This window comes from Bacillus arachidis, from assembly GCF_030285945.1.
Taxonomy (GTDB): Bacteria; Bacillota; Bacilli; order Bacillales; family Bacillaceae_G; genus Bacillus_A; species Bacillus_A arachidis.
Window position 1 is genome coordinate 3,884,394 of sequence record NZ_CP127376.1, and the last position, 24,585, is coordinate 3,908,978.

Sequence of the window (24,585 nt, forward strand, 5' to 3'; positions counted from 1 at the left end):
GAAAACGACATCATAATGGAGGTTTCGCTTATGAAAACACGCCAAGATGCATGGACAAGAGAAGATGATCTCCTTTTAGCAGAAACCGTTTTACGACATATTCGCATAGGAAGTACACAACTAAAAGCGTTCGATGAAGTCGGTGACAAATTAAACCGCACTTCTGCCGCTTGTGGATTTCGTTGGAATGCTGAAGTCAGACAAAATTATGAGGACGCCGTACAGCTCGCTAAGAAGCAGAGAAAAGAGTTAAAGCGTTCTGAAGCAAATGTAGAAAAAGAACAACTATTACAGCCAAAACAAAAAAAGAAAGTCGTAATTGATGTTGAATTTCCCGAAGAACCTGTTTCTAATAAACATTCTCTTACAATGCAAGATGTAATCTCATTCTTGCAAAACTTAGGACACAATCATCCTCACTTTGAAAAGATACAAAATGAAAATGAAGACTTGCATACAAAGCTTGTCTCCTTACAAAAAACAAACGATGAACTAGAAGTCAAACTAGCAGCTTTAACGAAAAAACAACAAGCAATCGAAGAAGATTATGCAATGCTTGTTAGAATTATGGACCGTGCTCGAAAACTTGTGCTAGTAAATGAACAAGAAGATCAAATTGCTCCTATTTTTAAAACAGATCAGAACGGGAATTTAGATATTATATATTCAGCGGAAAATTAAAGAACTTCCCACCTAATATGAAAAGGTGGGGAGTTTTTTTATATAAAAATTAAAAAGCGCATACTCCCAGTGGAATATACGCTTTTCCCTAATTATTCTTGTCCCACACGTTTCACTTCTACATTCTTTAAACGTTCACGCACAACATGGCTCGCCATAATTAAGCCTGCCACAGATGGTACGAATGCATTTGAGGAAGGTGGTAATTTCGCTTTACGAATTTTTGCATTTTCGTCTGGAACGATTTCTTTACGCACCTCTTCGCGAATTACAATTGGGTTTTCGTCAGAGAATACAACTTTTACACCCTTTTTAATCCCTTCTTTACGAAGCTTCGTACGAATTACTTTCGCAATTGGGTCTGTATGTGTTTTTGAAATATCCGCAATACGGAAACGAGTTGGATCCATTTTGTTTGCTGCACCCATACTCGAAATCATTTTAATCTTACGTCGTAAGCATTGTTTAATTAAATGAATTTTGAACGTAATTGTGTCTGATGCATCCACTACGAAATCTAAACCGTGCTTAAAGAAATCTTCATACGTTTCTTCTGTATAGAACATTTCTAATGCAATAACTTCACAATCTGGATTAATATCAGCAATACGCTCTTTCATTAGCTCTACTTTTGAACGTCCTACAGTAGAAACTAATGCATGAATTTGACGGTTTACATTTGTAATATCAACAACGTCTTTATCAACTAATACAAGGCGTCCTACTCCAGAACGTGCTAATGCTTCTGCTGCAAATGAGCCTACGCCGCCAATTCCTAAAATACCAACTGTACTATTTTTTAATATTTCAAGGCCTTCTTTTCCGAAGGCTAATTCATTACGTGAAAATTGATGTAACATGCGTTCTACACTCCTATTACAAAAATGGTCTACCATGTATTCTAGCGTTTTTCCGACTATTTGTATAGAAAAAGTTACACAACTACTAAAAATACCTTTCTAACAAGAAAAATACACAGAATCCCTAAAAAAAACTAGATGCGGTTAGTATACCCCATCTAGTTTCCGTTCTTACTTCTCTTCTTTTACGTTTAACTGTAAGCTAAGTTCTTCAAGCTGCGCTTCTGCAACTGGGCTTGGCGCATCTGTTAACAAGCAACTTGCGCTTGCTGTTTTTGGGAATGCAATTGTATCACGAAGGTTTGTACGGCCTGCAAGTAACATAACAAGACGGTCTAAACCTAATGCGATTCCACCATGTGGTGGTGTACCGTATTCGAACGCTTCTAATAAGAATCCAAATTGCTCTTGCGCTTCTTCTTGAGAGAATCCAAGTGCTTTGAACATTTTTTCTTGTACATCACGCTCATAAATACGAAGTGACCCACCGCCAAGCTCATAACCGTTTAATACAAGGTCATATGCTTGTGCACGCGCTTTTTCTGGTGCTGTTTCTAGTAACTCTACATCTTCACGGAATGGCATTGTGAATGGATGGTGTGCCGCGAAGTAGCGATCAGCATCTTCATCATACTCAAGAAGTGGCCAATCAGTTACCCATAGGAAATTAAATTTGTTTTCGTCGATTAACTCAAGTTCTTTCCCTAAGCGTAAACGAAGTGCGCCTAAGCTATCTGCAACAACGCTCTTCTTATCTGCAACGAATAATAATAAGTCGCCTGCAGCTGCTTCTAATGTATTCATTAACACACTTGCATCTTCTTCACCGAAGAATTTCGCGATTGGTCCTTTTAAGCCATCTTCTTCAACTTTTAACCAAGCTAAACCTTTTGCACCGTATACTTTTACAAATTCAGTTAATGCATCGATGTCTTTACGAGAATATTTACTCGCTGCACCTTTTGCATTAATTGCTTTTACTTGTCCTCCGCTTTCTACAGCGCTTGTGAATACTTTGAATCCACATCCTGCTGCAAACTCAGATAGGTCAGTAAGCTCCATTGCAAAGCGTGTATCTGGCTTATCAGAACCGTATCGAGCCATTGCATCCACATATGTCATACGAGGGAATGGCGCGTTAATTTCTACACCTTTTGCATCCTTCATCACTTTCGTCATCATACGTTCCATCATTTCTAGAATTTCTTCTTGTGTTAGGAATGATGCCTCGATGTCGATTTGTGTGAATTCTGGTTGACGGTCCGCACGTAAATCTTCATCACGGAAACAACGTGCTACTTGATAATAACGCTCAAATCCACCGACCATAAGAAGCTGTTTAAATAGCTGCGGAGATTGAGGTAATGCATAAAACTCACCATCATGCACACGGCTTGGTACTAAATAGTCACGTGCACCTTCTGGTGTACTCTTTGTTAAGATTGGTGTTTCAACTTCTAAGAATTCTTCTGAATCTAAGAAGTTACGAATTGTTTTTGTTACATCATGACGCATTTTAAATGTGTTATACATAACAGGACGACGCAAATCTAAATAGCGATATTTTAAACGAACATCTTCTGATGCATCTGTATCATCTGTAATAATAATTGGCGTTGTTTTTGCTGCATTTAGTACATTTACTTTTGTAGCTTGTACTTCAATACGCCCAGTTGCCATATTGTCATTAATTGCACCTTGTGCGCGCTCAACAACTGTTCCTTCTACGTGAAGCACGTATTCGCTACGAATTGTTTCTGCTACCTCTAGTGCTTCTTTAGATGTTTCCGGGTTAAATACAACTTGCACAATACCTGTACGGTCACGTAAGTCGATGAAAATTAATCCACCTAAGTCACGACGCTTCTGTACCCAACCTTTTAATTGAACGGTTTGTCCAACTGCTTCTACTGTTACTTTTCCACATGCATGTGTTCTTTCAGCCACTATGAGTTCCCCCTATATTAATTTCTCTGCCACGTATGAAGCGAATACATCTAATGCAACTTCTTCTTGCTCACCTGTTGCCATGTTCTTTAAGTTAATGATGCCTTTATCAAGCTCATCTTCCCCTAATACAGCTACAAATTTCGCATTCAAACGATCTGCTGATTTAAATTGTGCTTTCATTTTACGATCTAAATAATCCTTTTCAACTGATAACCCAGCCCTGCGAAGATCAAACGCAACTTTTGCAGCATGATCTTTCGCTTTGTCCCCAAGTGCTACAACATAGCAATCAATGTTCTGTTCAATTGGAAGCTCAATGTTTTCAGCTTTTAATGCCATAATTAAACGCTCAATACTCATCGCAAAACCGATACCAGGCATTTCTGGACCACCGATTTCTTGTACAAGACCGTTATAACGACCGCCACCACTTAATGTTGTAATTGAGCCAAAACCGTCTGCTTCACTCATAATTTCAAAAACAGTGTGCTGATAGTAATCTAAACCACGCACTAGGTTCGGATCTTTTTCAAACGGAACACCCATCATTGTTAATAGTTCTTGTACTTTTTCATAGTACGCTGTTGATTCTTCATTTAAGTATTCTGTAATAGATGGCGCCGCGTCCATTAATTCATGATCACGATCCTTCTTACAGTCTAAAATGCGAAGTGGGTTTTTCTCTAAACGAGATTGGCAATCAGAACAGAACTCGCCAATGCGAGGTTCGAAGTGAGCAATTAACGCCTCACGGTGCGCCTGACGGCTTGCTGAATCACCTAAACTATTTAAAACAACTTTAATGTTTTTTAAGCCCATGCCGCGGTAAAACTCTACAGCAAGTGCGATTACTTCTGCATCGATTGCAGGATCGTTACTACCGATTGCTTCGATACCGAATTGTACGAATTGACGATAGCGGCCTGCTTGTGGTCTTTCATAACGGAACATTTGACCGATGTAATATAATTTCGTAGGTTGCGTCGCATCACCGTACATTTTATTTTCAACGTAAGAACGTACAACAGGTGCTGTTCCTTCTGGACGAAGTGTTAAGCTACGCTCTCCACGATCTTGGAATGAGTACATTTCTTTTTGTACGATATCTGTTGTATCACCAACACCGCGTAAAAATAATTCTGTGTGCTCAAAAATTGGTGTACGAATTTCTTTATAGTTGTAACGACGGCAAATTTCGCGTGCTTGCCCTTCGATATACTGCCATAACTCAACACTACCTGGAAGAATATCTTGCGTTCCGCGTGGGATTTGAATAGACATATTCAGTTCCTCCTCAAATTGTTTTAATCTTATTAAAAATAAAAAAACTCCCGCCTCTACTGATTATCCAGTAGGGACGAGAGTATTATACCCGTGGTGCCACCCTAATTGAAGCACGTATGCTTCCACTTTTTTAATAACGCTTAAATTTGCGTTCAATCTCTACTAAGCCTATAAGCCGTTCAAGTTGAAACCTACAGAGTGTCATTCAATCAGTCATCATGTAGAAATGTTTTCAGCCTAGGACATTTCTTCTCTTTTCATGTGTATCCAATCTACTCTTCTCTATCATCAGTTCTCTTCATATGTAAATATAAAATTACTATACGTTTGTTCCGGACGATTGTCAAGTGCCCTAGGAGCGTTCAATCTGCTTCTTTAAACGCTTTACATCTTGCAATGAAATACCAAATTCAGATGCAAGCTCCATAGAAGTATTATTTTGTTCTCTTGCAATAAACTCATGAAAATTCACGTTAAATAATTGGTTTGCACCATTTGTAACAGAATGACCTTTTTCATTCATACGCATACGTGTATCCCTCCCAATCAACATGGATGTTTTTACTTCTATTGTTCCATATTGATGAGTCGGTTATACACAAATACGAAAGAGAACCGACTACCGCTTCCATATATCTCTTTTTTATAAAAACCCCTTTTAAAAAATAAAAAAGAGAGGATAGCGCATCCCCTCTTTTCATTATTATTTACTTTCCAAAATTAAGGTCACCGGACCATCGTTTATTAAAGAAACATCCATCATTGCTCCGAACCTTCCCGTTTCTATGTGCAATCCTTGTTTACGAAGTTCTTCATTAAAGAAATCGTACAAGCGCTCTGCGTAATCTGGTTTCGCAGCACCCATAAAGTTTGGACGTCTTCCTTTACGGCAATCCCCGTACAATGTAAATTGTGAAATAGAAAGAACCTGTCCATCCATGTCTAGTACAGAATGATTCATCTTCCCATTCTCATCTTCAAAAATACGTAAATTTGCAACTTTTTCAGCGATATACGTTGCATCTTGTTCTGTATCTTCATGCGTAATTCCAACTAGCAATGTTAAACCGAACGGAATTTGTCCTACAATCTCACCATCTATTGTAACAGACGCTTCCTTTGATCGCTGTAAGACAACTCTCATAATTTATACACTCCCTATTAATGCATCATGCGGCGTACTGCATAAATTTCTGGAACTCTCTTAATACGCTCTACTACCTTTTTCAAATGATGTAAATTACGAATGGAAATAGACATATTGATCGTTGCCATTTTATTGCGGTCGCTTCTACCTGAAACAGCTGAAATATATGTTTTCGTTTCTGTAACAGCTTGCAGAACTTCATTTAGCAAGCCACGGCGATCATAGCCAGAAATTTCAATATCAACGTTATACTCAATTTCTTTTTCTGGACTACCTTCCCACTCTACTTCTAGTAAACGTTCCTTTGCCTCTTCTGTATGCACATTGACGCAATCACGACGGTGAATCGATACACCACGACCTTTTGTAATATATCCGATAATATCGTCACCTGGAACTGGGTTACAGCATTTTGATAAGCGGATCAATAAATTATCAGCACCACTTACTTTTACACCCGAATCCCATTTACGAATTTTCATCGGTTTACGAACTTCTTTCACTTCCACAACATCTTGTTCTTCGTCACGCTGTTTACGGAACTTGTCCATTAAACGCGTTACAATTTGCGAAGCTGTTATTCCGTTATATCCAACCGCTGCAAACATATCCTCTTCATTCGCAAAGTTGTATTTCTCAGCTACACGTTTTAAGTTGTCAGGTGCTAACACTTCTTTCATCTCGTACTCTAAGCTTCGCACCTCTTTTTCAACAAGTTCGCGACCTTTTTCGATATTCTCATCTCGGCGCTGTTTTTTGAAAAATTGGCGGATTTTATTTTTCGCATGAGATGTTTGAGCAAGCTTTACCCAGTCCTGACTAGGTCCATAAGAATGTTTAGACGTTAAAATTTCAATGATATCACCTGTTTTTAATTTATAATCGAGTGTTACCATTTTCCCATTTACTTTTGCACCAATCGTTTTATTCCCTATTTCTGAATGGACACGGTACGCAAAGTCAATCGGAACAGAACCTAGTGGTAATTCCATGACGTCTCCTTTTGGTGTAAAGACGAATACCATATCAGAGAATAAATCAATTTTTAATGACTCCATAAATTCTTCCGCATTAGAAGCTTCATTTTGCCACTCTAGTATTTGACGGAACCATGTTAATTTTTTCTCTAGTGTACCTGTTGTTTCTGCTGCTTTTCCTTCTTTATAAGCCCAATGCGCAGCAATCCCGTATTCCGCAATTTCATGCATTTCTTTCGTACGAATTTGCACTTCAAGCGGATCACCTTTCGGCCCAATCACAGTTGTATGAAGTGATTGGTATAGGTTTGCTTTCGGCATTGCAATATAATCTTTAAAACGACCTGGCATCGGCTTCCAGCACGTATGAATAATTCCTAATACCGCATAGCAATCTTTAATACTATTTACAACAACGCGCACAGCTAGCAAATCATAAATTTCATTAAATTGTTTATTTTGAAGAGCCATTTTACGATAAATACTATAAATATGTTTTGGCCGTCCTGAAATATCAGGTTGAATCGCTACTTCTTTCAGTTTGTCACGAATACCCGTCATGACTTCATCTAAATATTCTTCACGCTCTGCACGTTTCCGCTTCATTAAGTTTACAATGCGATAGTATTGTTGCGGATTCAAATAGCGAAGCGATGTATCCTCTAGCTCCCATTTAATTGTATTAATTCCGAGTCTATGAGCTAAAGGTGCAAAAATTTCTAACGTTTCATTTGCAATACGACGCTGTTTTTCTTGAGGCAAATGCTTAAGCGTACGCATGTTATGAAGACGATCAGCTAATTTGATTAAAATAACACGAATGTCTTGGGCCATTGCAATAAACATTTTGCGATGGTTCTCTGCTTGCTGTTGTTCATGAGATTTGTATTTAATTTTCCCAAGCTTTGTAACACCATCAACAAGCATGGCAATTTCTTTATTAAATTCCCGTTCAATATCTTCTAGTGTAACCTCGGTATCTTCTACTACATCATGCAAAAAACCTGCCGACACTGTAGATGGATCCATGTGTAAATCAACTAAAATACCTGCAACTTGAATCGGGTGAATAATATATGGTTCGCCCGATTTTCTATACTGTTCGCTATGTGCATCACGTGCATATTCATAGGCACGTGCCACCAGCTCAATATCATCGTCCGCTAAATATTGACTTGCTTTCTCGAGTACCTGTTCAGCTGTTAGTACTTGCTCATTTGCCATCGAATCACCTTTTATTGAAAATTGACTTTTCCCTTACGCATTAGAATAAATTTTATTCTATCATTATAACCTAATGATTGTGAATTGTGAAAAGGAAAAGATTTTACTGATATTTCACCATACTTTTTTGTACAATTATACAAAAGTACCCGCTCCTCTCCAAGAGATTCACGGGTACTTTTTTCTATCACCGTAGTTTTACCTATATAATAATTAGTATTTTTCTAACACTAATACATCATAACCATCTAACATTTTGCGGCCATCCAAGTAAGTAAGCTCTACTAAGAATGCAATCCCTGCTACAATTCCACCAAGCTCTTCAACTAACTTAATTGTCGCTTCAATTGTTCCACCTGTAGCTAATAGATCATCTGTAATTAATACGCGTTGACCTGGTTTAATTGCATCTTTATGGATTGTTAAAACATCTTTTCCATACTCTTTACCGTAGTCAACTGTAATTACTTCACGAGGTAATTTCCCTAATTTACGAACTGGTGCAAACCCTACTTCTAACGCGTAAGAAACTGGGCAACCGATAATAAAGCCACGTGCTTCTGGTCCTACTACAAGGTCGATATTTCTTTCTTTTGCATAAGCAACGATTTCATCTGTTGCTGCTTTGTATGCTTTTCCATCGTTCATTAAAGGTGTGATATCTTTAAAAACGATACCTTCTTTCGGATAATCCGGTACAATTGCGATATGTTGCTTGAAATCCATATTTCTGAATCCTCCTCAGATATAAAAGGTCTGTAAATACAAGGCCCTTACCCTAACTGTGCTACTTCTTTATGATTACGAATCGTGTCAAACCATGTATATAGTTGCTGATATGTGCTATAAACCAACTCTTTCTCTAATTGAAGGTGGTTCATTTTCTCACGATATGTGTTCGATTCAATTAAATCACGCTTTTTCATTCCTTCTGCCATAAAAATGACACCGTCTTTTATTGTAACAAATTCTAACTCAAAAAACACCTGTGTCATGAAATTTACTGTATCTTTTGACCAACCTTTATGACGACATAACTGTTCCCCATGTTGTCTTAAAGAAAATGGTGCCTTTTGGTGTAAAAAGGAATAGTACCATTTAAAGTGTTCCCTTGTTGGAACTGTACTAAATAAATGATTATTCTCCTGATAAAACAGTGTATAAATTCGCGCTGGAAATCCCACCTTAAACAAACCGCGTAATTCGTCTGTTGACTTTGGTAAATCCATCAAAATAACATAGCGACCATCTAGCTCAGTGACTTCTGAAGCATGCATAAGTTGTTCTTTATATTCTTCTAAAGAAAATTTATTTAATACCTCTTCAGAAAAATACACCATTGTTACTTGTTCTTTCGGAATCTCTGATAAGTTCGATTCCACATTACGCATGCTGCGCCAATCAAACAACTGCCATGCATCTACCGCAATATCTTGAATCATGAGTTGTGGTTTTTTGAAATTATTCCATTCATTAATTGATGCCTCACCAACAATAGAAACGTGAGCGATTGGAGAAATTTCTTTCGCATAAGCTCCAAATCCAAATCCAATCGTATCTAACGTCGCCTGTCCTCCGCGAAGTGCCATTTTTAAATGAGACCCATCAGATCCAATTGCACGAATACTTTCTAATTCCGCATCTCTAACTGCGATACGCGGCTTCGGATTTCCAACACCAAATGGCGCTAGTTTTTGCATTTCTTCAATTGCCGAAAGCGTTACATCCTCTACTTTGCAAATCGCATCAACTGTTGTAATCGGAATAAAATCTTCAGGCTTTAAGATTGCATCTGCTTGTTCATTTAAACGACGGCGCAGTTCATCCACATCATTCATATGAAGCGTCATTCCTGCCGCCATTGGATGCCCACCAAAGTGAGGTAACAATTCTCTACAATCTGATAAGTTCGCAAACAAATCAAATCCTGCAATACTACGAGCAGATCCTTTTGCTGTTTGCTTCTCAGGATCAATACATAACACGATTGTTGGACGATAGAAACGCTCTACTAATTTAGAAGCAACAATCCCTATCACACCTGGATTCCATCCTTCTTTCGCAATGACTAATACTTTATTGTCCGCTGGAGGATAGTTGTTTTCTACCTCTGCAATCGCCTCTTCTGTAATTTGTTTTACAATATCTTTTCGAAGCTTATTCATTTCATCGATTTCTTCAGCAAGCTCTTTTGCTTCTTCTGGATCCTCTGATAAAAGAAGATGAACAGCCGGTGTCGCATCTTCTAAACGACCAATTGCATTAATACGCGGTGCAATCGAGAAGCCGATGCTTTCTTCCGTGATCTCGCTTTGTGAAACATTTGCTACTTTAAACAATGCTTTCAAACCAATATTTTTGGTCATTCTCATTTGTTTTAGTCCACGCTGCACAAGTAATCTATTTTCACCATGAAGTGACACTAAATCGGCTACCGTACCAATCACTGCAATTTCTAACAAATGTTCCGGTACACGTCCAAGTAATGCATGCGCTACTTTAAACGCAACACCAACGCCCGCTAAATAATGAAACGGATAGACGCCTCCCTCTAGCTTCGGATGAATAATCGCAAGCGCTTCTGGAAGTTCTGGTGGTGGCTCATGATGATCTGTAATAATAAGATCCATACCAAGCTCTTTTGCTATCTTAGCTTCATGAACTGCTGCGATACCTGTATCAACAGTAATGATAAGAGAAAATCCCGCACTGTGTGCCCAGCGAAATGCCTCTTCATTCGGTCCATACCCTTCCGTAAATCGGTTCGGGATATAGAACTCAACATCCGCACCTAGTTCTTGAAGTGCAAGGTATAATACTGTCGTACTACTTACACCATCGGCATCGTAGTCACCAAAAATTAAAATTTGTTCTCCATTTTGAATGGCTTGCTTTACACGTTCTACCGTACGATCCATTCCTTCAAGTAAAAATGGATCGTGAAATTCTTGCCCTGCTGTATTTAAAAAATCCACAATCTTATCTTCTGTATCTAAGCCTCTACCGAGGAATAACGAAGTAACAAGCGGTGATAATTGCAATTTACTTGCCAACTCACTTATCTGCTCTTCATTAAATGACTTTTCTTTCCAACGCGTCTTCGGTTGTAACATGAAATCACCCCTTAACCTGTCTATTATACAAGACAGATTAAGGGGTGACAATATCACGCAAACTACGATTGAATATCTCTATAATCAAATAAATATCTACTTCCTTATGGAAGCAAAATAAATTTAATCCGGTGAATACGGATTTATATGTACAAAAACATTTTGTACATTATCTTGTTTCATTAATACCTCTTTTACATGTTTTCCGATGCGATGTCCCTCTTCCACTGTGATATATGGATCTACAGACACTTTAATATCCACAATCACATAATGACCGTGCTCTCTTGCGTATAACGAACCAATTTTTTTAACACCTTCTACTTGAAGAACTGACTCCCTTAGTGGAATAACATCTTCTTCATGAAGAACATGATCTAACGTTGTATGGATTGCATCTTTTCCAATATCCCAGGCCATCTTCACAACAAGAAGTGAAACAAATAATCCTGCAACAGGATCGGCGTAAACGAGCCAATCTAAACCTAATTTATTTCCGATAATCGCTGCACCAATCCCGATTAAGGCTGCAATTGAAGAAAATACATCTGAACGGTGCTCATATGCATTTGCAATAATTGCATCACTGTTTACCCGTTTCCCTAATCGATACTTATACCGAAACATCCCTTCTTTCACCACAATGGAAAGAATAACCGCAAAAATCGTAATTCCTTTTGGTGGTTCAAGTTCTTGTGTAAAAGCCTTTATAGAAGAAACGGCAATTTCGATTCCGACAATAAATAATAAAACCGCAACAATGATAGCTGAAATCGATTCCGCTTTTCCGTGGCCATAAGGATGATCTTCATCAGGCGGTTGTTTGGCTGCACGCAAGCCGAAAAATACAGCTAACGAACCAACTACATCCGATGCTGAATGAACCGCATCCGCTAAAAGTGCCTTACTGTTCCCAATATATCCGATTACTGCTTTAACAATCGCTAATACAATATTACCAACGATTCCAACAATGGCACCAAACTCCGCCTGTTTAAAACGTTCATCTTTTTCCATAATCGAAATCCTTTCTTTTCTCAAAATACCTTTTTATTGTAACAAAAAATAATAGCAGAGATATCACTTCCTTCCAATTTCTCCACGATCGACTCTGCTACCCTATAGCAAAAAACGCTAAGGAAGTGTCACTTTATTGTATCCGCAAACGAAAAAGAGATGCCCCCAAAGTGAAGAGGCATCGTCTTTTCTATGTTGATTTTAGTTTTTACACTTGTGGTTCAGATACTCCTGTTTCTACTTTCTTCTTACCTTTACCCTTTTTTAATCGGCGATTTTCAAGCATTAGCCAAATTTGCGAAGCAACAAAGATAGAAGAATACGTACCTACAACTAGTCCAATCATTAATGCAAGTGAGAAGTTTCGCAGTGATTCACTACCGAAAATAAGCAATGCAATAACTGGGAACAACACTGTTAGAACTGTATTAATAGAACGTCCAATTGTTTGACGAATACTGGAGTTCACAATTTCTTCTAAGTCTTTTCTATCACGAATTCGTTTTTTCTGTTTATATAGCTCACGGTTTCTATCAAATGTAACAATCGAGTCATTGATTGAATAACCAATGATTGTTAATACCGCTGCGATAAACGTTAAATCTACTTCCAATTGTAAGATACTGAACATCACAATCATAACAAACGCATCATGCAACAATGCGATTACCGCAGATAATGCGTATGTGAAGCGGAAACGAATACTCACGTATAAGATGATAACCCCCGAAGCAATCATAACTGCGATAAATGCATTTCGTGCAATCTCTTTCCCGATTGTTGGAGAAACTGTACTTACATTTGGTTCTGTACCGTATTTATCGTGGAAGAATGTTTTTGCCTTTGCAATTTCATCTTTCGATAAAACACCAATTGTACGAACAGCAAATCCTTTATTGTCATCCCCTGTTGGTACAATGTCCTCTTTTTTCACATCAATTTTTAACTCATGTAAATCTTTTTGAACTTGATCTACACTAATCGCTTGTTTTGACTGCAAGTCCATACGTGTACCACTCGCAAAGTCAATTCCAAGGTTCATTTTGAAAATTGGTAGTATAATTGCACCTGCAATAACAACTACAATTGAGAACAAGAAGAATTTATGACCGATATTTACAAAGTTAATACGATCAAATCTCGTTGGTGCATGTTCTACTCCTTTTGACAACGGAATAATTTCTTTCTGTTTCACACCAAAATAAGATATTTTCTTATCGAAATAACGGCTTTTCACCAATAATCCTAGTAGGAAACGAGTACCGAATACGTTCGTAATGAAACCGACTAAAATACTCACAATTAAACTTGTCGCAAATCCTTTTACAGAACTATTACCGTAAACGAATAATACACCAGCTGCTGCAATTGTCGTAACGTTGGCATCTAAAATTGTCGCTAACGAACGATGGTTACCAGCACGATATGCTGACATCATCGATTTACCAATTCGCAATTCTTCCTTCAGTCGCTCATACGTAATAATATTCGCGTCAACCGCTATACCAACCCCGAGCACTAGCGCCGCTATACCTGGCAGAGTCAGGACTGCATGCATCCAGTTAAAGACAAGCAATGTAATGAAAATATATAATCCTAACATAATGACCGCTACTAAACCTGGTAAACGGTAGAAAACAAGCATGAACAAGAAAATAATAGCAATCCCGATCACACTAGCGAAAATCGTTTGCTGTAATGCTTGCTCCCCAAATTTTGCTCCGACAGATGTTGAATACATTTCTTTTAGATCAACAGGAAGTGCACCCGCATTTAATAAATCTGAAAGCTGTTTTGCACTTTCAACCGTAAAGTTTCCACCTACGATAGAAACTTCAGCTTGGTTAAACACTTGGCTTACTGTTGCTGCTGATAAATATTTCGGATTTGGTTTTGCTGCTTCTGCTTTATAAGAATCTTTACCTTCTTCAAAATCAAGCCAAATCACCATTAAGTTTGTTGGCGGTGGCATTTTTGATATTTTTTCAGTTACTTCGCGGAATTTATCAGCACTTTTCAATGTAAGCCCAACACTTGGCCGGCCTTGTTCATCAAATGTTTGCTTCGCTCCCCCGCCTTTTAAATCCGTTCCGTCCATGAGAAGGTTGTCATTCACATCACGGAATGTTAATTTCGCTTGCGTAGATAAAATTTCACGTGCTTTCTGCTGATCTTGTACGCCAGCAAGCTGTACACGAATTCGATCTTCCCCTTCAATTTGAATGTTTGGTTCACTTACACCAAGAACATTCACACGATTCTCAAGAGCACCTACTGTACTTACAAGTGCGTCTCGATCAATTTTATCACCCTTTTTCGCTGGCTTTACTTCGTATAAAATTTCAAAACCACCACGAAGGTCCAGTCCAAGACTAATTCCTTTTGTTATGTTTTTTCCCGTCGCACCAATAATTCCACCGATTAATAAAACGATGAGAAAAAAGGCGACGATTCTCGTACTGCGCTTTGCCATATGTACCTTCTTTCTGCTACTAAACCCATAAATAAATCATATCATTCATTTACGCTAGACAAATTCCTGTATTAATCATTTCTGTTTATCCACAGGCATTCCATTATGCTTATTCGTTTGTCTAGTTAGTAGGCTTCCTTTCTGTGAGTTTTTAACTTTTTACTAGTACGCTACTAGCCATATAGGGAAAACCCAAATTCTACGTCTTAGACGCTGGGCCCCAACCTATATCTGATACAAATTATTATAACTTCTGCTTCCTACCTCCTTTACTTAAAATCTCTGACATATACATTCCTCTTTATCAATACCTATCATTATACTGCAAAAGGAAGAACAAACCAATTACAGCCGGTTATTTATTTTCATATTCTTCAAATGACCAAAGTGGCGCTTGATACGCTTCTACCGTTAAATATGTCATATACTCATTTGCTGTTAATGTTAGCACATCATTCACAAGTTCATACAATCTAACTTCACTATCTAGCTTTTTCCACTTTTTACTTTTTAAACATTTCCAAATATCCTCAGTCGTCACCTTGTCATAGCCAATCATTTGAAATTCTTCTAATTTGCTTTCTAAAACGACTTGCAACTGTCCGCGGTAAGCTTCTACCAAATCTTCCTTTTCAATCATACTATCACATCTCCTTTTTAGTTCAGCACGAAAAGTCGTTTTTCATCCCGCTCTAATGGACAGCAATAACTGCCTTTAAGAGTTTCATCGCCCTGCTCTTTCCCATAAAAGTTTTACTCCATAAGCGCTTCCTCTTAAATGCTTGTCATTCTTGTCTCACACGTGCATATAAATTATTGTAAATCATTCCATTGATTTTGAGAAGGTAGGAGAAAACCATGACGAGACAAAGCTTTTTACGAGGTGCATTTATTTTAATGCTAGCTGGTTTTATTACAAAAATTCTCGGGTTCATAAACCGAATTGTAATGGCACGTATTTTAGGAGAAGAAGGCGTCGGTCTTTATATGATGGCTGTCCCCACTTTTATTTTAGCAATTACATTAACACAAATCGGACTTCCTGTTGCTATTGCAAAATTCGTTGCAGAGGCGGAAGCAGTAAACGATAAACAAAAAGTAAAGAATATATTAACAGTATCTTTAGCCGTTACATCCGTTATTAGTATTATCTTAACGATCGCAATCATGCTTCTAACTCCTATTTTAGCTGAAACTTTATTAACGGATAAAAGAACCTACTATCCGCTGATGGCCATTTTACCTGTCGTTCCTGTCATTGCGGTTTCATCTGTTTTGCGCGGTTATTTCCAAGGAAAACAAAATATGAAACCTAGCGCATATGCACAAGTGTTAGAACAAGTAGTCCGGATTACTATTATCGCCGTATGTATTCGATTGTTTTTACCTTATGGTGTTGAATACGCTGCGGCAGGCGCAATGTTATCAGCTGTTCTTGGTGAGGTAGCCTCTTTATTATTTTTACTCACTTTATTCCAGCGTGAAAAGCACCTTTCAATACGTTCTGGTTTTGTTAGTACAGTCAAGCAAAGTAAAAATACATTTCATTCGCTTATGGAAATTGCACTTCCAACTACAGGGAGTCGCTTAATTGGATCGGTCTCTTATTTTTTTGAACCAATTGTCGTTATGCAAAGCCTAGCCATCGCTGGTGTAGCAGCTTCAGTCGCCACGCAGCAATACGGTATATTAAATGGCTATGCGTTTCCACTTTTATCACTGCCTGCTTTTATTACATACGCTCTTTCTACGGCACTCGTACCCTCTATTAGTGAAGCAATGGCAAAAAAACAATATCGATTAGTAGAACATCGTCTGCAACAGGCACTTCGTATTTCTCTCATTACAGGAGGCTGGTCAGTCGTTATTCTTTATGTATTTGCTTCACCTGTTTTAACTCTCATGTACGGTTCAGATAGCGCAACTGCATTCATTCAATTACTTGCGCCTTGTTTTTTATTTCACTACTTTCAAAGTCCTCTTACATCTGTTTTACAAGCTTTAAATTTAGCACGTGCCGCGATGATGAATACATTTATCGGAGCTATTGTAAAATTACTCGTTATTTTCTTACTCGCTTCACGTCCTGAATTTCAAATGATGGGGGTAGCACTTGCGATTGCTGCTAATATTGTGACCGTGACATTCCTTCACTACGCAACAGTCCTGAAAAAAATCACCTTCACTATTTACATAAAGGATTATATATATGGAGGCATCACGATAATCATTGCAGGAGCTTTTGGATTCTATCTTCATAAATATATTATTTTTTCACATTCACTTGCTATACAAACATTATGGGAGATTACGTTAACCACTATACTTTATACACTGTTTCTTCTCATTTTCAAACTCATTCGTAAAGATGAGCTACAGCGTCTTCCATTACTCCGAAAACTATTATTTTTGAAATAACCATGCAGATTAAAAGCTTGCCATTTTAAAACGGCAAGCTTCTTATTTATCTTTTAAATCCACAAAAAATTCCCCATTTTGAAAGCTACAATACGAAATTCCTGTTATATCTTTGTATCCTATCTTTTTTAATTTCCCCACAAGCCACCCTTCTGACTGTTCAATCATATGTAAATGTGATTGTTGTATCTCCCCATCAATAATCAGTGGAAATGAAAAAATAGGTGTATCATTCTTATTATTTTTACTCTTTTGTTTATGAAATACAGATAATTTCCCTGAAGCTTCCAAAATTGCATATTCGACGTCACGAATATCACCAATACCTTCTTCTCTTAATTGCATTAATAAATCATCTATATTATAACGTTGCTTTCTCATTTGTTTTTCATCAATTTTACCTCTCCGAACAATAATAGCTGGTTCGCCATCTATTAAATGACGGATCTTTCCACTTTTCAGAGAAGCGTACGCTAACACCATTTGAATAATCACAATTACTACCATAGGAATAATTTGATCCCATACAGGACGATCAACATCTATAATTCCTAATACAGCAAGTTCACCTAACATAATGAAAACAACCAAATCCAAAATACTCAGTTCACCAATTTCACGTTTTCCCATAACACGAAAAATAAGTACCATAACGAAATACAATAGAACTGTTCGAAAAGCAATTCCCCATAGCTCCATCTTTAATCCCCTTTCTGTACTTTTCTTCTATGACGTAGTTTAACCAGCAAAAAAGAAACTAGTCTAACTTATCTAAAATGGAAATATGCTTGTATTAAAAGGGGGGAATGCATAATGGATGGAACGAAAAAATTATCTATAGCAATTGGCTTTGGTATTATCACTTTATTACTACTCGCCTCTATTACAAGTATGGTGATTGCTCTTTTATTAAAATTCACAAATATCAATGAAGGTACATTAGCTATAGCCCTTTTCATACTCGCTCTTCTTTCTATGCTTATATCCGGATTTATCGCTGGAAAAAAAGCGCAAGGAAAAGGCTGGTTCGTCGGATTCACAACTGGACTTACCTTTACGATTCTTGTTTTTCTTGTTAACTACTTAGGTTTTTCTCACGCTTTATCCAATTCACAACTTCTCTATCAACTTGGACTAATGGGGGCAAGTACACTTGGAGGCATATTTGGCGTTAACATGACGAAACGTACCAATTAAAAAAAGCCCTGCAAATGCAGGGCTTCTACTTGTTAATTTTTCACAACTTCACGAATTGCATTGCGATCAAATGTTAAATGTGAACCACCAGATTTAACAACAATCTTAGTGTCATCTACTGACTCAATTGTACCATGTAAGCCACCGATTGTTACGATAGCATCACCTTTTCTCAATTCACTTTGCATTTGAGCTACTGCCTTTTGACGCTTTTGTTGCGGGCGAATTAATAAGAAATAGAAAATCGCAAACATTGCAACGATCATGATAATATTCATCATACCTGGATTCATTTTTTGTTCCTCCTTTAATTATATGTATTAGAAGTTTTTAGCATTCGGTTTATTAAAGCCATACTGTTCAAAGAACTCTTCACGGAAATCACCAAGACGATCTTCACGAATGGCTTGTCTCACCTGCTCCATTAAGTTTAACAGAAAATGAAGGTTGTGATAAGACGTTAAGCGAATTCCGAAAGTTTCATCACATTTCATTAAGTGACGAATGTACGCACGAGAGTAGTTTTTACATGTGTAACAATCACAATTTGGATCAAGTGGACCGAAGTCTCTTGCAAACTTCGCGTTTTTCACAACGAGACGCCCCTCACTTGTCATACATGTACCATTTCGAGCAATACGAGTTGGAAGTACACAGTCAAACATGTCGATACCACGGATTGCACCATCAATTAATGAGTCAGGAGAACCTACTCCCATTAAATAACGTGGTTTATTGTCTGGTAGAAGCGGTGTTGTAAATTCAAGAACACGATTCATAATATCTTTTGGTTCTCCAACTGATAACCCACCTACTGCATACCCTGGGAAATCCATTGAAACAAGATCTTTCGCGCTCTGGCGACGAAGTTCTTCAAACTCCCCGCCCTGTACAATCCCAAATAAACCTTGATCTTGTGGACGCTCATGAGCTTTTAAACAGCGCTCCGCCCAGCGGCTTGTACGCTCTACAGACTTTTTCATATATTCAAACGTAGCAGGGAACGGCGGGCACTCATCAAATGCCATCATAATATCTGAACCTAATGCATTTTGAATTTCCATCGCTTTTTCTGGTGATAAGAATAATTTGTCTCCATTTAAGTGATTACGGAAATGAACGCCCTCTTCTTCAATACGACGGAAGTCACTTAAACTAAACACTTGGAAACCACCAGAATCTGTTAAGATGGCACGATCCCAGTTCATAAATTTATGTAATCCGCCTGCCTCACGAACAATTTCGTGACCTGGACGAAGCCATAAATGATACGTATTACTTAAAATAATACCAGAATCCATCGCCTTTAACTCTTCTGGTGACATTGTTTTTACTGTCGCAAGTGTACCAACTGGCATAAATGTTGGTGTATCAAATGAGCCATGCGGTGTATGAACGCGGCCTAAACGCGCACCCGTTTGTTTACATGTTTTAATAAATTCATAACGAATTGCTGTCATAGATTTACTCCTTTTTATTTATCTTTCACTTTAGCATGAGATGCAACGAACATCGCATCACCAAAGCTAAAGAAACGGTATTTTTCTTTTACTGCTTCATTATAAGCATGAAGTACATCTTCTCTATTTGCAAATGCACTCACAAGCATAATTAATGTTGACTTCGGCAAATGGAAGTTTGTAATTAAACCATCAATTGCTTTAAATTCATATCCTGGATACATAAAAATATCCGTCCATCCAGATGCTGCACAAAGCTTACCATCATGATCTGTAGCAATTGTTTCTAGCGTACGTGTTGACGTTGTACCAACAGTAATAATACGACCGCCACTCTCCTTCACACGGTTTAACAAATCTGCCGTTTCTTCTGACATATGGTAATACTCCGCATGCATATGGTGTTCTTCAATTGTATCCGCTGAAACTGGTCTAAATGTACCAAGACCAACATGAAGCGTAATAAATGCTAAATGAACACCTTTTTGCTTTAATTTCTCTAATAACTCTTCTGTAAAATGAAGTCCAGCTGTCGGCGCTGCTGCAGAACCAATTTCCTTCGCATATACCGTTTGATAACGGTCACGATCTTCCAGTGTTTCTTTAATATATGGAGGAAGCGGCATTTCTCCAAGTTCATCCAAAATTTCATAAAAGATACCGTCATACGAAAACTCTAGCTGACGGCCACCTTGATCAGCTGTTCCTGTGCAAGTTGCTTTTAACTTTCCTTCACCAAAAGAAATGACAGTTCCTTCTTTTACACGTTTAGCTGGCTTTACAAGTGTTTCCCATTTATCTCCATCTTCTTGTTTTAAAAGGAGCACTTCAATATGTGCACCTGTATCTTCTTTCACACCATGCAAACGAGCAGGCATAACTTTCGTTTCATTTAATACTAAACAATCGCCCTCATGTAAATAAGAAAGAATGTCCGTAAAATGCTTATGCTCGATATCACCCGTTTCACGGTCTAACACCATTAATCTTGATGTTTCACGGTCTTCAAGAGGCGTTTGTGCAATAAGTTCTTCCGGTAAATGAAAATCAAACAGATTAATATCCATAACTATATCCACCTATTTCTATTTAAATCGATTTATTATATACATAATAAAAGATAATACAATACTTAACACAATACATGTAATGATCGGAAAATAAAAGGTAACGTTTCCTTTTTTCACAAAAATATCGCCTGGAAGCCTTCCGATAAACTTCCAAGCTACTCCCACGACAATGAGAAGAATACCAGCTGTAATAAGCAGCTTTGGCATATCCGTCATACTCCAGGCATCTCCATTCCGAAATGTTCATACGCAAGTGGCGTTACAATGCGTCCTCTTGGCGTTCGTTGTAAAAAACCAATTTGCAGTAAATATGGTTCATACACATCTTCAATCGTCGTAGACTCTTCCCCAATTGTCGCTGAGACCGTTTCTAATCCAACTGGACCACCGCGGAATTTTTCAATAATGCCAAGCAGTAGCTTATGATCGATATGATCAAGCCCTAATTTATCGACTTGTAAGAGCTCTAATGCCATTTGGGTAATTTCCATCGCAATTGTTCCGTCACTTCGAACCTGCGCGAAGTCACGTACACGTCTTAGTAAACGGTTTGCAATACGCGGTGTACCACGTGCACGCCTTGCGATCTCTAAAGCAGCTAATGAATCGATTTCAACTTCAAACACCTCTGCTGTGCGCTCTACAATCGCTGACAATTGATCTACTGTATAATACTCTAATCGTGATAACACACCAAAACGGTCACGAAGCGGCGCTGATAACGCACCAGCCCGCGTGGTTGCACCAACTAGCGTAAACGGAGGTAAATCAAGGCGTACAGATCGTGCGCTCGGACCTTTACCGATGACAATATCAAGACAGAAATCTTCCATTGCTGGATATAATACCTCTTCAATTGACCTATGCAAACGATGAATTTCATCAATAAATAATACATCGCCAGGTTGAAGCGCCGTGAGCACTGCCGCTAAATCTCCCGGACGCTCAATTGCTGGACCTGATGTTGTTCGAATATTAACACCCATTTCATTAGCGATAATATTTGCAAGCGTCGTTTTACCAAGTCCTGGCGGCCCGTATAGTAATACGTGATCTAACGTTTCCTCACGCATTTTCGCCGCCTCAATAAACACTTCTAAATTATGCTTTGCCTTATCTTGGCCAATATACTGACGGAGCGTCTGTGGCCGTAACGAATATTCTAAATCCGCATCTTCATATGCCGATTCTCCTGAGAGGAGACGTTCGTCCATTCTACTCACCTCTTACCATTTAGTAAAAGACTAAGTGCCTTTTTAATATATTGATCCGTCGTAAGCGATTCTTTTAATAACTCTGGCACAACGCGATTCACTTCTCGTTCTGCATAACCAAGTGCACGCAGTGCTTCCAGCGCTTCATCTAGCTCAGCGGATGATCCGTTCTTCTCATCGAAACGTTCTACATCTGAGAATAGATCAACAAATGCATCTGGTACAACATCTGCTAATTTTCCTTTTAAGTCTAAAATCATTTGGCGAGCCGTTTTCTTTCCAACTCCCGGGAATTTCACTAAGAATTTTTCATCCTCATGTTCAATTGCTTGCACAACCTGCCCCGTTTGACCCGAAGCTAAAATGGCAAGCGCACCTTTTGGTCCGATTCCTGATACACCTAAAAGTTTTGTAAATAATAAACGCTCTTCACGTGTCTTAAATCCATAAAGCGCCATTATATCTTCTCTCACATAATGATATGTATATACACGAATTTCTTGCTTACTTCTTTGGAATACATACGGATTTGGCGTAAAAATTTGATAGCCAATTCCATTATGATCAAGAACGACATATTCTGGCCCTACATATTCCACATAGCCTGTAACATATTCAAACAAAATACGATCTCTCCCTCTTAAATCATGTATTCCATTTTAACATATTTAACGATAGAAAAGCGAGACTACCCCAACAAATGTTCTATATTTAAATTTTCTACTTTTTCATATTGACAGAAAGACATACAGCAAATTACTATTACGTAGTCAATAATGATTATCAATATTAATTAAAGGGGTTATATGCAAGATGAAACGCAATTTATCTATTCTACTTACTCTTATTCTTGTGGTTTTTACCATCATTGGTTGCTCTTCTAACAAAGATGAATCACAGGCAAAAGAACAACCGGAAACAAAAGTTGTAAAACATGCAAAAGGAGAAGTTAAAATTCCAACAAATCCAAAAAGAATTGTTGACTTATCTGGATCTTCTGAAGAACTATTACTTCTTGGTCATAAACCTGTTGGTACTGCCAACACGTATAAAGATAAAATCCAAGATCATTTGCAAGAAAAGCTAAAAGGTGTAAAAGCAGTAGGTTGGTACTGGGCACCTAAAGTCGATTTAGAAGCAGTTACTGCCTTAAAGCCAGACTTAATTATTTTAAATAACCGTCAATTGAAAATTTATGACCAATTAACAAAAGTTGCACCAACAGTTGTTCTAGAGACAAACTTAGAAAATTGGCGTGGTAAATTTAAAGAAGTGAGCAAGCTATTTGACGAAGAGAAAAAAGCAGACAAATGGATTGCAGATTACGATAAAAAAGCTGATTCCTTATCAAAAAAGATTAAAGAGAAGACAAAAGATGAAAACTTTATGTTTCTTGCTGTAACACCGCAAAACTTCCGTGTATATGGCAGCTTCGGATACGGGGACATTCTCTTTAATGACTTAAAACTTCCTGCCACGAAAGGTACAGATTTAAAACAAACGATGGCACAAGTATCATTAGAAGGTCTTGTTGCATTCCAGCCTGATCAAATGTTTGTTGTAAACTTTGGTGACGAAGCAGATAAAGTATATGCGGACTACAAAAACAGCGCTGTTTGGAAAGATAACAAAGCTGTAAAAAATAATCACATTTATGAAGTAAGCAATGAAGTCTTTAACACAAAAGCATTCAATCCAATCGGAAAAGATATGCTAATTGATGAAATTGCAAAACAAATTTTAGATAAAAACAAATAAGAAAAACAGCAGTTCATCCCGAGCTGCTGTTTTTCTTATTTTGCACTGCATACTGCTTCATTTTCTCGATCGTCTTCACAAAACGCTCTTTCGACTTAATACGAATACCACGTTTCAACTCTGCTCGATCATAACTTTCTAGCTTTTTCATATCAATTTGAAAAAATGAATGAATCGCATTATCATTTTGGGGCACACCATTAAAAATTTGCAGTATCCCTTCATTGGAAACACCAAAATACCCACTCGTTTTCAGTAGTGGTGAAATATCATCTACCTTTTTTTGCAATACAATTTGTGTATCATCACGATCGACAAGTTGCCATTCTTTGTACTGCTGCAGAAATTGTTCTAAGTTCGCTACTTTTTCAGTAAAGATTTCCTCACTTACTTCTCCATCTAAATACATTCGCTCTAATAAAACCGTAACTTGAGGTTCTTTTCGCGTAATCTCTAATGCAGGAGACGCAGCAATCACACTTGATTCATGATATAAACAAAGCATAGCAATTATGACCTGAACTATAACCATCATGAATTTCATTTCCGCTCACCTCTTCTAGAAAAATAAAAATTCTATTTGTAGTTTTTCCGAAAATAGAAGTTTTATCCATAATAACAGTGGCGGTTATTTTTCATGAAAATAAAAAATGCAGGTAAGGCGTAATTCCTACCCGCATGAGTCATTTACTTTTATATAATAAGAAAGACGCCTGCACATAGCAGGCGTCTTGATGCGTTT

23 protein-coding genes and 1 other annotated feature are annotated in these 24,585 nt (G+C 37.8%); of the genes, 4 read left to right on the top strand and 19 right to left on the bottom strand.

Annotation, left to right across the window (positions count from 1 at the left end; translation table 11 throughout):
* Window positions 1-30: 30 nt before the first annotated feature.
* A complete protein-coding gene (locus QRY57_RS21700; RefSeq protein ID WP_286016064.1) occupies window positions 31-681 on the top strand; it encodes an RsfA family transcriptional regulator in 651 nt (216 codons plus the stop codon).
* A 92-nt stretch (window positions 682-773) separates the two neighbouring features.
* On the opposite strand, the gene QRY57_RS21705 is transcribed toward QRY57_RS21700, so the two are convergent.
* From QRY57_RS21705 to QRY57_RS21755, 11 genes are all read right to left on the bottom strand, one after another.
* The gene (locus tag QRY57_RS21705) at window positions 774-1,541 is read right to left on the bottom strand and encodes a tRNA threonylcarbamoyladenosine dehydratase (RefSeq protein ID WP_026593476.1); all 768 of its coding nucleotides are present in this window, start codon (window positions 1,539-1,541) and stop codon (window positions 774-776) included.
* Window positions 1,542-1,712: 171 nt separating this feature from the next.
* Window positions 1,713-3,488 (bottom strand): aspartate--tRNA ligase, encoded by a 1,776-nt coding sequence (gene aspS / locus QRY57_RS21710; RefSeq protein WP_026593477.1) that lies wholly within the window; start codon window positions 3,486-3,488, stop codon window positions 1,713-1,715.
* A 12-nt stretch (window positions 3,489-3,500) separates the two neighbouring features.
* The gene (hisS, locus tag QRY57_RS21715) at window positions 3,501-4,772 is read right to left on the bottom strand and encodes a histidine--tRNA ligase (protein WP_026593478.1); all 1,272 of its coding nucleotides are present in this window, start codon (window positions 4,770-4,772) and stop codon (window positions 3,501-3,503) included.
* Between the two features lie 69 nt (window positions 4,773-4,841).
* Window positions 4,842-5,073, bottom strand: a binding site (T-box leader).
* Window positions 5,074-5,127: 54 nt separating this feature from the next.
* The gene (locus QRY57_RS21720; RefSeq protein ID WP_003200475.1) at window positions 5,128-5,304 is read right to left on the bottom strand and encodes a hypothetical protein; all 177 of its coding nucleotides are present in this window, start codon (window positions 5,302-5,304) and stop codon (window positions 5,128-5,130) included.
* 174 nt (window positions 5,305-5,478) lie between these two features.
* Window positions 5,479-5,919: a D-aminoacyl-tRNA deacylase gene (dtd, locus tag QRY57_RS21725; protein WP_090687615.1), complete on the bottom strand. Its 441-nt coding sequence runs from the start codon at window positions 5,917-5,919 to the stop codon at window positions 5,479-5,481.
* A gap of 17 nt (window positions 5,920-5,936) precedes the next feature.
* On the bottom strand, window positions 5,937-8,123 hold the full coding sequence (gene relA, locus QRY57_RS21730; RefSeq protein WP_026593480.1) for a GTP diphosphokinase: 2,187 nt from the start codon (window positions 8,121-8,123) through the stop codon (window positions 5,937-5,939).
* 213 nt (window positions 8,124-8,336) lie between these two features.
* Window positions 8,337-8,849: an adenine phosphoribosyltransferase gene (locus QRY57_RS21735; RefSeq protein ID WP_026593481.1), complete on the bottom strand. Its 513-nt coding sequence runs from the start codon at window positions 8,847-8,849 to the stop codon at window positions 8,337-8,339.
* Between the two features lie 47 nt (window positions 8,850-8,896).
* Entirely contained in the window at window positions 8,897-11,236 is a 2,340-nt protein-coding gene (gene recJ, locus QRY57_RS21740) for a single-stranded-DNA-specific exonuclease RecJ (protein ID WP_286016065.1), read from the bottom strand.
* A 123-nt stretch (window positions 11,237-11,359) separates the two neighbouring features.
* The gene (locus QRY57_RS21745) at window positions 11,360-12,253 is read right to left on the bottom strand and encodes a cation diffusion facilitator family transporter (RefSeq protein WP_026593483.1); all 894 of its coding nucleotides are present in this window, start codon (window positions 12,251-12,253) and stop codon (window positions 11,360-11,362) included.
* Window positions 12,254-12,461: 208 nt separating this feature from the next.
* Window positions 12,462-14,726: a protein translocase subunit SecDF gene (gene secDF, locus QRY57_RS21750; protein WP_286016066.1), complete on the bottom strand. Its 2,265-nt coding sequence runs from the start codon at window positions 14,724-14,726 to the stop codon at window positions 12,462-12,464.
* 355 nt (window positions 14,727-15,081) lie between these two features.
* A complete protein-coding gene (locus QRY57_RS21755) occupies window positions 15,082-15,366 on the bottom strand; it encodes a post-transcriptional regulator (protein WP_286016067.1) in 285 nt (94 codons plus the stop codon).
* A 218-nt stretch (window positions 15,367-15,584) separates the two neighbouring features.
* Between QRY57_RS21755 and spoVB the strand changes: the two genes are divergently transcribed.
* Window positions 15,585-17,144: a stage V sporulation protein B gene (spoVB, locus tag QRY57_RS21760; protein ID WP_098302702.1), complete on the top strand. Its 1,560-nt coding sequence runs from the start codon at window positions 15,585-15,587 to the stop codon at window positions 17,142-17,144.
* A 42-nt stretch (window positions 17,145-17,186) separates the two neighbouring features.
* Here the strand turns inward: spoVB and QRY57_RS21765 are convergent, their stop codons facing one another.
* Window positions 17,187-17,843 (bottom strand): DUF421 domain-containing protein, encoded by a 657-nt coding sequence (locus QRY57_RS21765; RefSeq protein ID WP_026593487.1) that lies wholly within the window; start codon window positions 17,841-17,843, stop codon window positions 17,187-17,189.
* A gap of 114 nt (window positions 17,844-17,957) precedes the next feature.
* Between QRY57_RS21765 and QRY57_RS21770 the strand changes: the two genes are divergently transcribed.
* A complete protein-coding gene (locus tag QRY57_RS21770; protein WP_026593488.1) occupies window positions 17,958-18,341 on the top strand; it encodes a TIGR04086 family membrane protein in 384 nt (127 codons plus the stop codon).
* Window positions 18,342-18,373: 32 nt separating this feature from the next.
* Here the strand turns inward: QRY57_RS21770 and yajC are convergent, their stop codons facing one another.
* From yajC to ruvA, 6 genes are read right to left on the bottom strand one after another with little or no spacing between them, the layout of a single operon-like run.
* On the bottom strand, window positions 18,374-18,634 hold the full coding sequence (gene yajC, locus QRY57_RS21775; RefSeq protein ID WP_026593489.1) for a preprotein translocase subunit YajC: 261 nt from the start codon (window positions 18,632-18,634) through the stop codon (window positions 18,374-18,376).
* A 27-nt stretch (window positions 18,635-18,661) separates the two neighbouring features.
* On the bottom strand, window positions 18,662-19,801 hold the full coding sequence (tgt, locus tag QRY57_RS21780) for a tRNA guanosine(34) transglycosylase Tgt (RefSeq protein ID WP_000125372.1): 1,140 nt from the start codon (window positions 19,799-19,801) through the stop codon (window positions 18,662-18,664).
* Window positions 19,802-19,815: 14 nt separating this feature from the next.
* Window positions 19,816-20,868: a tRNA preQ1(34) S-adenosylmethionine ribosyltransferase-isomerase QueA gene (queA, locus tag QRY57_RS21785; RefSeq protein WP_026593490.1), complete on the bottom strand. Its 1,053-nt coding sequence runs from the start codon at window positions 20,866-20,868 to the stop codon at window positions 19,816-19,818.
* Between the two features lie 18 nt (window positions 20,869-20,886).
* Window positions 20,887-21,087: a DUF2905 domain-containing protein gene (locus QRY57_RS21790; protein WP_026593491.1), complete on the bottom strand. Its 201-nt coding sequence runs from the start codon at window positions 21,085-21,087 to the stop codon at window positions 20,887-20,889.
* The gene (gene ruvB / locus QRY57_RS21795; protein ID WP_016116458.1) at window positions 21,084-22,085 is read right to left on the bottom strand and encodes a Holliday junction branch migration DNA helicase RuvB; all 1,002 of its coding nucleotides are present in this window, start codon (window positions 22,083-22,085) and stop codon (window positions 21,084-21,086) included. Before ruvB ends, QRY57_RS21790 begins: the two co-directional genes overlap by 4 nt.
* A gap of 5 nt (window positions 22,086-22,090) precedes the next feature.
* The gene (gene ruvA, locus QRY57_RS21800; RefSeq protein WP_026593492.1) at window positions 22,091-22,708 is read right to left on the bottom strand and encodes a Holliday junction DNA helicase RuvA; all 618 of its coding nucleotides are present in this window, start codon (window positions 22,706-22,708) and stop codon (window positions 22,091-22,093) included.
* 190 nt (window positions 22,709-22,898) lie between these two features.
* Here ruvA and QRY57_RS21805 point away from each other — a divergent pair, with 190 nt between their 5' ends.
* Entirely contained in the window at window positions 22,899-23,843 is a 945-nt protein-coding gene (locus QRY57_RS21805; protein ID WP_208018118.1) for an iron-hydroxamate ABC transporter substrate-binding protein, read from the top strand.
* A 13-nt stretch (window positions 23,844-23,856) separates the two neighbouring features.
* On the opposite strand, the gene QRY57_RS21810 is transcribed toward QRY57_RS21805, so the two are convergent.
* Window positions 23,857-24,387, bottom strand: coding sequence for a BofC C-terminal domain-containing protein (locus tag QRY57_RS21810; RefSeq protein ID WP_286016068.1), 531 nt, complete (start codon window positions 24,385-24,387; stop codon window positions 23,857-23,859).
* Window positions 24,388-24,585: the final 198 nt, after the last annotated feature.

What these genes read in the sequence shown, in the direction of transcription:
- QRY57_RS21745 (WP_026593483.1), bottom strand. Translation starts at nt 12,253, where the DNA reads ATGGAAAAAGATGAACGTTTTAAACAGGCGGAGTTTGGTGCCATTGTT.
- QRY57_RS21700 (WP_286016064.1), top strand. Translation starts at nt 31, where the DNA reads ATGAAAACACGCCAAGATGCATGGACAAGAGAAGATGATCTCCTTTTA.
- QRY57_RS21720 (WP_003200475.1), bottom strand. Translation starts at nt 5,304, where the DNA reads ATGCGTATGAATGAAAAAGGTCATTCTGTTACAAATGGTGCAAACCAA.
- QRY57_RS21755 (WP_286016067.1), bottom strand. Translation starts at nt 15,366, where the DNA reads ATGATTGAAAAGGAAGATTTGGTAGAAGCTTACCGCGGACAGTTGCAA.
- QRY57_RS21765 (WP_026593487.1), bottom strand. Translation starts at nt 17,843, where the DNA reads ATGGAGCTATGGGGAATTGCTTTTCGAACAGTTCTATTGTATTTCGTT.
- relA (WP_026593480.1), bottom strand. Translation starts at nt 8,123, where the DNA reads ATGGCAAATGAGCAAGTACTAACAGCTGAACAGGTACTCGAGAAAGCA.
- QRY57_RS21735 (WP_026593481.1), bottom strand. Translation starts at nt 8,849, where the DNA reads ATGGATTTCAAGCAACATATCGCAATTGTACCGGATTATCCGAAAGAA.
- recJ (WP_286016065.1), bottom strand. Translation starts at nt 11,236, where the DNA reads ATGTTACAACCGAAGACGCGTTGGAAAGAAAAGTCATTTAATGAAGAG.
- queA (WP_026593490.1), bottom strand. Translation starts at nt 20,868, where the DNA reads ATGGATATTAATCTGTTTGATTTTCATTTACCGGAAGAACTTATTGCA.
- QRY57_RS21805 (WP_208018118.1), top strand. Translation starts at nt 22,899, where the DNA reads ATGAAACGCAATTTATCTATTCTACTTACTCTTATTCTTGTGGTTTTT.
- QRY57_RS21810 (WP_286016068.1), bottom strand. Translation starts at nt 24,387, where the DNA reads ATGAAATTCATGATGGTTATAGTTCAGGTCATAATTGCTATGCTTTGT.
- tgt (WP_000125372.1), bottom strand. Translation starts at nt 19,801, where the DNA reads ATGACAGCAATTCGTTATGAATTTATTAAAACATGTAAACAAACGGGT.
- QRY57_RS21790 (WP_026593491.1), bottom strand. Translation starts at nt 21,087, where the DNA reads ATGACGGATATGCCAAAGCTGCTTATTACAGCTGGTATTCTTCTCATT.
- QRY57_RS21770 (WP_026593488.1), top strand. Translation starts at nt 17,958, where the DNA reads ATGGATGGAACGAAAAAATTATCTATAGCAATTGGCTTTGGTATTATC.
- ruvB (WP_016116458.1), bottom strand. Translation starts at nt 22,085, where the DNA reads ATGGACGAACGTCTCCTCTCAGGAGAATCGGCATATGAAGATGCGGAT.
- secDF (WP_286016066.1), bottom strand. Translation starts at nt 14,726, where the DNA reads ATGGCAAAGCGCAGTACGAGAATCGTCGCCTTTTTTCTCATCGTTTTA.
- yajC (WP_026593489.1), bottom strand. Translation starts at nt 18,634, where the DNA reads ATGAATCCAGGTATGATGAATATTATCATGATCGTTGCAATGTTTGCG.
- QRY57_RS21705 (WP_026593476.1), bottom strand. Translation starts at nt 1,541, where the DNA reads ATGTTACATCAATTTTCACGTAATGAATTAGCCTTCGGAAAAGAAGGC.
- spoVB (WP_098302702.1), top strand. Translation starts at nt 15,585, where the DNA reads ATGACGAGACAAAGCTTTTTACGAGGTGCATTTATTTTAATGCTAGCT.
- hisS (WP_026593478.1), bottom strand. Translation starts at nt 4,772, where the DNA reads ATGTCTATTCAAATCCCACGCGGAACGCAAGATATTCTTCCAGGTAGT.
- dtd (WP_090687615.1), bottom strand. Translation starts at nt 5,919, where the DNA reads ATGAGAGTTGTCTTACAGCGATCAAAGGAAGCGTCTGTTACAATAGAT.